This is a genomic window from Martinezella paranaensis (assembly GCF_014200235.1).
GTDB lineage: Bacteria > Pseudomonadota > Alphaproteobacteria > Rhizobiales > Rhizobiaceae > Rhizobium > Rhizobium paranaense.
In genome coordinates this window covers 22,397-28,562 of record NZ_JACHBI010000028.1, presented here as the reverse complement: position 1 = coordinate 28,562, position 6,166 = coordinate 22,397, and the positions used below count along the sequence as shown (strand labels likewise).

6 protein-coding genes and 3 pseudogenes are annotated in these 6,166 nt (G+C 57.2%); 6 read left to right on the top strand and 3 right to left on the bottom strand.

The window, feature by feature from the left end:
* Positions 1-1,109 precede the first annotated feature (1,109 nt).
* Positions 1,110-1,358 (bottom strand): hypothetical protein, encoded by a 249-nt coding sequence (locus GGD50_RS31745; RefSeq protein ID WP_183941168.1) that lies wholly within the window; start codon positions 1,356-1,358, stop codon positions 1,110-1,112.
* A 407-nt stretch (positions 1,359-1,765) separates the two neighbouring features.
* Between GGD50_RS31745 and GGD50_RS31740 the strand changes: the two genes are divergently transcribed.
* Positions 1,766-2,938 (top strand): DUF2252 family protein, encoded by a 1,173-nt coding sequence (locus GGD50_RS31740; RefSeq protein WP_183941166.1) that lies wholly within the window; start codon positions 1,766-1,768, stop codon positions 2,936-2,938.
* A 156-nt stretch (positions 2,939-3,094) separates the two neighbouring features.
* Here the strand turns inward: GGD50_RS31740 and GGD50_RS31735 are convergent, their stop codons facing one another.
* Both GGD50_RS31735 and GGD50_RS31730 read right to left on the bottom strand, forming a co-directional pair.
* Entirely contained in the window at positions 3,095-3,703 is a 609-nt protein-coding gene (locus GGD50_RS31735) for a general stress protein (RefSeq protein WP_183941164.1), read from the bottom strand.
* A 25-nt stretch (positions 3,704-3,728) separates the two neighbouring features.
* Positions 3,729-4,040: a PepSY domain-containing protein gene (locus GGD50_RS31730; RefSeq protein WP_183941161.1), complete on the bottom strand. Its 312-nt coding sequence runs from the start codon at positions 4,038-4,040 to the stop codon at positions 3,729-3,731.
* A 243-nt stretch (positions 4,041-4,283) separates the two neighbouring features.
* On the opposite strand from GGD50_RS31730, the gene GGD50_RS31725 reads away from it, so the two are divergent.
* The 5 genes and pseudogenes from GGD50_RS31725 to GGD50_RS33145 form a co-directional block, all read left to right on the top strand.
* Positions 4,284-4,517 carry a DUF2171 domain-containing protein gene (locus GGD50_RS31725; protein WP_183941160.1) on the top strand — a complete coding sequence of 78 codons (234 nt, stop codon included), beginning with the start codon at positions 4,284-4,286 and terminating at the stop codon, positions 4,515-4,517.
* Positions 4,518-4,681: 164 nt separating this feature from the next.
* A pseudogene (locus tag GGD50_RS31720) lies at positions 4,682-5,173 on the top strand (oxidoreductase C-terminal domain-containing protein); the annotation flags it as partial.
* 81 nt (positions 5,174-5,254) lie between these two features.
* Positions 5,255-5,554, top strand: a pseudogene (locus GGD50_RS31715) (formyltransferase family protein); the annotation flags it as partial.
* Between the two features lie 26 nt (positions 5,555-5,580).
* Positions 5,581-5,856 (top strand): MurR/RpiR family transcriptional regulator, encoded by a 276-nt coding sequence (locus GGD50_RS31710; RefSeq protein WP_246451667.1) that lies wholly within the window; start codon positions 5,581-5,583, stop codon positions 5,854-5,856.
* A gap of 20 nt (positions 5,857-5,876) precedes the next feature.
* Positions 5,877-6,126 (top strand): annotated as a pseudogene (locus tag GGD50_RS33145) (hypothetical protein); the annotation flags it as partial.
* Positions 6,127-6,166: the final 40 nt, after the last annotated feature.

Sequence of the window (6,166 nt, the reverse complement as noted above, 5' to 3'; positions counted from 1 at the left end):
GGCAGCCTGGCGAAGATCGCCAAGACGAAGGTGAGGAAAAGATCCAGCATTCTGAAATGGTTGGATGAAGACGAGGTAGCGGTGCTGCGCTGGCTTGAAGAACTGGATCGTAGGTGAGCGCTGTATTTGTGGCGATGCCGAGCGACACGTTGCGCGCATGCGCGGCAGCCTCAACCTTCAGGGACAGATTTATTGCGAATTTATTGCGAAGCGTGACCTATCGCGATCGGCCACGATCCGAGAGACGAGCCGGTGGCTGTCCGCGGAGCACAACTGATGGCGTGCCCGACATTGCCGCTCGTTCGATCCTGTGACAAACCGCTATTGTTCCCATGATGGGAAGGTTCGAGACTGCTTGTCGCCGTTGAACGTGACCCAGCCAGGCGAAAGTGTGGGGTTCGGATTATCCATATTTGCGCGAGCGGGCGAGCGGCGTGCAAGTCACTACGCCTCCTATCGTCGAGAGGACAATAATCATCAGCCTTTCGACGGGTCGCGTCGAGCATATAAGCCGCCTAGCGAAAGAGTGCAGCCTTAGCTACTAAGCAATATATGTTCGATCCGATTGCAGCCCCTTCTAGGCTTCGCTGGCGCCCCGCTTTGATGTCTTCGCGGTCAACCGCATCCGGCGACGTCTGATCGCTGGGGCCCAAGGAAACCTTGGCAAGCTCGCTGCGCGAGTGTCTGTGATCAACGCCATCTCGGCTTGTGCGTCGTGTTGTATCGCAATTCGCAAGCTGTCGCGAACTGCCCAAAAAGTTGGAGAAGCCGTGTTTCCTCTTTGCTCGAAAGGCTGTGCTGGCTGCAAAAATCCTTGACTGACCATAAGCGGTTCGCAGTTTGATGGTTTACCTTCTTTGGTTGGACGTATTGCATTCAGATCCTCCTGCCAAATTACAGGACGATAGCGAAGGTTACATTAGATTGATATAAAATAAGACATATCTGGATGAAGTGACCGACGCTCGATATTCTACTACGGGCGATCAACCGGTCCAGGGAACCCGCTGCTGGCAGGGTCGCCGCCAAGTGCGAGTTGCCTTGGAGGTAGGGCAAAGTGCGAATCTTCCCTACCCGTATCGCAACGGCGTCGCTTGCAATTTGTCCCATCAAGGCGGGAAATTATCAGTATCTGTAGTGCGATGCCGGTCATTAATTCCCACGAGCTCGACGAGCTGTTGTTCGTCATGGATCCCTTCCCTGAAGAGCTCGATGATCATTGCTGCGACTTTCTCGGCCTCTTCAGTTTCGCGCGCAATGTTCCTTGACAGCACAATGGCATCAAAGGCACGCTGACAGGTGTCTAAGTCAATTGAATCGAGAGCCAAATCACGCTTACTGAGATACCTGCTGATCATTCCTTTCCTTGCTCCTCGCGTATTTGCCGACTGGAAATGATGTAATTTTCAGCCTCTACGATTTCAAGAATTCGACGGGGAACCGGAACCCTCGTGTGACGTTTTCAGATTAAGTACGCTAAGCCACTGTCATCAGACTGAATATCGCTTTTTCGGCTTAGGTCTCTGAGTTGCACTCCCAGACAGCCTCCCCGTCATCACATGGTGGCGGGTGTTTTTGCGCTGATCGCAGCGCGGCCACTGTGGATGGTGAGACGCTGGAGATCCGGACTAAACCCGGGTGCAGGATATGACGCACGACAGAAGGCCCTTCTATTTCACGGACGATCTAACGGACGCCTGCTCATAGTTGCCACATTCTGGCATCTTGGCATCCTTTGCGGTGTGTGCAATGCGGATATAAACTAATGAGTGCTAAGGATCGCGATTCTTTTCTAGACTCCAGGCGAACCCTTAAAATGGCGCGCTCCCCGGAAACATACATACGCGGCACGACCAAGCTATTTTATGAATGGTTGGACCGATGCTCGCAGTTCATCCCGGAGGGACCCGCCGTTTGGATCTGCGGTGACTGCCATCTGGGCAATCTGGGCGCCTTGGCGGATCGCGATGGCGAGGTCGCCGTTCAGATCAGGGACTTCGATCAGACGGTCATCGGCAATCCCGCACACGATCTCCTCCGGCTGGGGCTTTCGCTCGCCTCGGCCGCGCGGGATTCAGACTTGCCTGGTGTTACAACTGCGAGAACGCTGGAAGCGCTCATTGCCGGATATGAGGCCGCATCTTTGGAAAGCGAAGCAAGTACACCGCACCTGCACCAACCCAAGGACATCAGAAAGCTTCTCAAGCACTCTATCCACAGACGTTGGCGAAACCTCGCAATGGAGAGTTTTCAAACGAAACACCCGTTGCTCCCCCGCAACAAACGCTTTTGGCCCCTCCACAGAGCCGAGCGCGCCGCAGTTCTCGCGCTTTGCAAGGAGAGGGAATTAAGAGAGATCGTAATGGGCTTCGAGAAGTTGACGGCTAACGATCGGAAGGTGCTGGATGCTGCTTATTGGATCAAGGGCTGCAGCTCGCTTGGCCGCCTGCGATGCGCGGTTTTGGTCCGAGACGGCAAGCACGGGGCGGTTTCGCTGCTGGATATCAAGGAAGCGGTCCCCGCCGCCGCGCCATCGGCCTTCGAAGCAAGAATGCCGCGAGACTACGCAGAGAGGGTGGTTGCGGGAGCGAAGGCGCTTTCGCCCAATCTTGGCGACCGGGTGGTGGCTTCGAAAGTGATGGATAAGGCTGTTTTCGTTCGCGAAATCGCACCGCAGGATATGAAAATCGAGATCGATCGCCTCGCCGGACATGAGATCCAGGCGATTGCGCGCTACCTCGGCGGGGTCGTAGGGCACGCTCATGGTCGACAGATGGATGGTCAGGATTGGCGCTCGTGGACCAACGAACTTGAACGTGAGCGCAGGAAAAACCTGCATGCTCCGTCGTGGCTTTGGTCGAGTGTAGTCGAACTTCTATCCATCCACGACAAGGCTTATCTCGAGCACTGCCGGCAATTTGCGCTGGCACACCACTAAGGGCGATCGCGTCCTGCCATCCAGGGAATTTGCGGGAGGGCAACGTCTTCCTTCCCGCGATCGCGTTCGGCCGATTTCTTTATGTCGCCGGAATTTCGCGCCTTTACGGTGGAAGCGGGCTGCTTAAGCTCGCCTCCCGCTTTTTGCAAAAATGCCTCACAGGCGATACCGGCGCAGGCGTTCGCGTTCGGCCGCGATTTCGTCGTCGGTATAAGGATCGGCGGTTTCATCGAACCGGCTCCATCCCTGCTCCACATAACTGGCACGCCGAGACGCCATGTCGACCGGCCGCGTCCCGTTGAGAATTGCCTGGGCTTCAGTAACGCGCGCGTCCTCCACCTTCGCCGCTACGAGCGAGCCGCCTCGACGAATACCTTCGGCATAGATATTGGCATCCTCTTCCGGAACACCCTCTCGTATCATCGCTCCGACGATGCCGCCGACGGCACCACCAGCAACTGCTCCAGCGGCGGCGCCGGCGGCCGTCGCAACCAACCATCCCGCGGCGACCACCGGGCCGACACCGGGAATTGCGAGCATTCCAAGCCCAGCGAGCAGTCCCCCTGCACCGCCCGCAACGGCGCCGAGACCGGCGCCCGTTCCAGCGCCTTCTGCTGCGCGGCTTCCTTGTCCTTCGACATCAACGCCGCTGGCCTTATTCGTGACAATACTGATGTTATCCGACGGGATGCCGGCCTCTTCCAATGCCTTAACGGCGGAACGAGCATCGTTATAGTCGTCATAAAGTCCGGTAATCGTTCTCATTGGGGCTGTTTCCTTCTGTTGTCGGTTATTTCGCCATCGTCACATTTCCCTGGAAATCCAAGGAGACGTTCGCTTGCTTGCCATCTTTCATCGCAGTCCCTCGCCAGACACCTTGATCATCGAGCTTGAGGCCGCTGACATTGGTGTATCCCGCGTCGGCGATACGGGATTTTGCCTGGTCCTCGGTAAAGCTGTTTTTGCCGGCGACCGGAGCGCCTGGATTTTGTTGGGTATTCACTGCTGGCGTGGTCTGCGAGGTTGATGGTGTTTGGCTTTGAGCGAATGCCGCTGTTGCTGCCATCAAAAGAGTGGCAGCAAGAATGGAGAGTGTTTTCATTGGCGTTTCCTCCTGTTGCGCAGACCAAACATTCCGAAACTTTATTTGTTCCAACCATTTAATTGTGGTGGATTCTGCCTGTGGGCACGCCATCGAGCCGACTGCGAACGAATGCATCGCAGACAAAACGTGGCTTGCATCGTTACCTACACTTGCCTCCTCATTTCCGGAGAAGGCGAGCGAGCGGAACCAACGCTGGGACAGGACGTTGCAAATTATACCCGCCAACGAAAGGAATACGTCATGATTTCCGCAACTGACATTCGCGAACACATGGAAGTAAAAGCAGCCGATGGTTCACGCGTCGGGATCGTCGATCACATGGAAGGCTCAGATCGTATCAAACTGACGAAAAGCGATTCCCCTGATGGTCAGCATCATCTCATCCCGCTTGATTGGGTTAATCACGTGGACGCGCACGTGCATCTGGCTAAGAACGCCGACGAAGTGCGTCGCCAGTGGTCATCCGCGAACTGATGATATCTTGGGGTGGCTTTAGGCCCGCAATACGTGGCGAGCCGCCATAGTTGCGGCGGTGGGAGAGGACGTTCCGTCCCAGCCGTCTCAGCGGGTGGCTTGTAGCTGGCGCAGGGCCGAATGGCAGCATGTTACGCCTTTGAAGTTCGAGTGAACACGGTTTTCTATCCGATCCAGGCGGCCCACGAGAAACGAACAGCATTGCGGTCGATCAGTGTCTGCGCAGCTTCGACCCCGATATCTTCGCCGCCGGCGATTGCTGCTCCTTCCCGGTCGGCATCTATGACGGTCGCCGCGTGCGGCTGGAATCCTGGCGCAGTGCGCAAGGCCCTGCTCGCAGCGGCAAACCTGATGGCGCGGATGAGCCGCTGCGCAGCGTGCCATGGTTCTGGTCCGATCAATACGATCTTACCCTATAGGTGGCGGGGCTCGGCGATCGCGCAACACATTCGGTCCGCCGGGAGCTCGCCGACGGCGCGTTCATCATCTTCCAGCTCGACAATGCCGGGCGACTGCTCGCGGCAAGCGGGATCGGGCCCGGCAATGCAGTCGCGCGCGACATAAGGCTTGCCGAAATGCTGATTGCCAAAGGCGCAGTCATCGATGCAGCAACGCTTGCCGCACCCGGGACCAAGTTGAAATCGCTCCTCGCCTAGCGGCGAAGCAACCGATATTTCAAAACACGCGGGCCGCGTCGCCGGCGCCGCCAAGGATAGAACTCACCATGGAATCCCACGTCCTTCAAGGGGGCCAATCCCTACAAGCAAGCCTTCGAGCGCGGGGGGAAGCTGATCGGCGCCACCGCCCATTATGTCTCCGCCGATCTCGACGAGGGGCCAATCATCGAGCAGGACGTCGCCCGCATTACCCATGCACAGTCGGCATCCGACTATGTCTCGATCGGCCGAGATGTGGAGAGCCTGGTTCTCGCCCGCGCCATCCACGCCCACATCCACAATCGCGTCTTCATGAACGGCAACAAGACGATCGTCTTCCCGCCGAGCCCGGGATCGTATGCCTCGGAACGCATGGGCTGAGACGCCGTAGCAATGGAGCAAAGGACATGAAGGCACGCGAGGATACCGCAACACCGGCGACCTTGGCAGAACTGAAGCAGTTGCTCCTGAGACGTCGCAAATTGATCCCGACACAGGCTGAGACTGTGCTTCGCTTCGCGCTCGAACGTCCCGATATCGTGGCATTTGCGACAGCCAAGTCTCTTGCCACCCAATGCAACGTCGCCCAGACGACCGTGCTGCGTGCCTCGAACCTTGCCGGGTTTCGACGGTTCAGGGAGTTCAGATCCGCTTTCAGGTCCTATTTGAAAAACCGAAAATAAGTCCCTGCTGTTCGAAGCCATCCGCAGTCGCGCAACTTCATGCCCGCATCAATCTCGCTGATCCCACCCCGAGTATCGAAGAGCCTGGCAGTCTCGATCCCAAGGGGACCGCCTATCTGAGCCTGGATCGCCGTCAGCAAGACGATGGAGGAAGCGGCGAACTGGGAAGGTGTCAAATACAACAGCGTGCGCGTCAAGATCGCCGAAACCAAAAAACGCTTCGACGTGCGTGCCTTGAGTAGATTCGAACTGTCGTTCTACGTCCGGTAGCCACTGCCCGACGAACGTTCACGTTCCTAGGAAAGCGGCC

Bases quoted from the DNA above. Each gene is read 5' to 3' on its own strand.
- GGD50_RS31745 (WP_183941168.1), bottom strand. From the start codon at position 1,358: ATGATCAGCAGGTATCTCAGTAAGCGTGATTTGGCTCTCGATTCAATT.
- GGD50_RS31740 (WP_183941166.1), top strand. From the start codon at position 1,766: ATGAGTGCTAAGGATCGCGATTCTTTTCTAGACTCCAGGCGAACCCTT.
- GGD50_RS31735 (WP_183941164.1), bottom strand. From the start codon at position 3,703: ATGAGAACGATTACCGGACTTTATGACGACTATAACGATGCTCGTTCC.
- GGD50_RS31730 (WP_183941161.1), bottom strand. From the start codon at position 4,040: ATGAAAACACTCTCCATTCTTGCTGCCACTCTTTTGATGGCAGCAACA.
- GGD50_RS31725 (WP_183941160.1), top strand. From the start codon at position 4,284: ATGATTTCCGCAACTGACATTCGCGAACACATGGAAGTAAAAGCAGCC.
- GGD50_RS31710 (WP_246451667.1), top strand. From the start codon at position 5,581: ATGAAGGCACGCGAGGATACCGCAACACCGGCGACCTTGGCAGAACTG.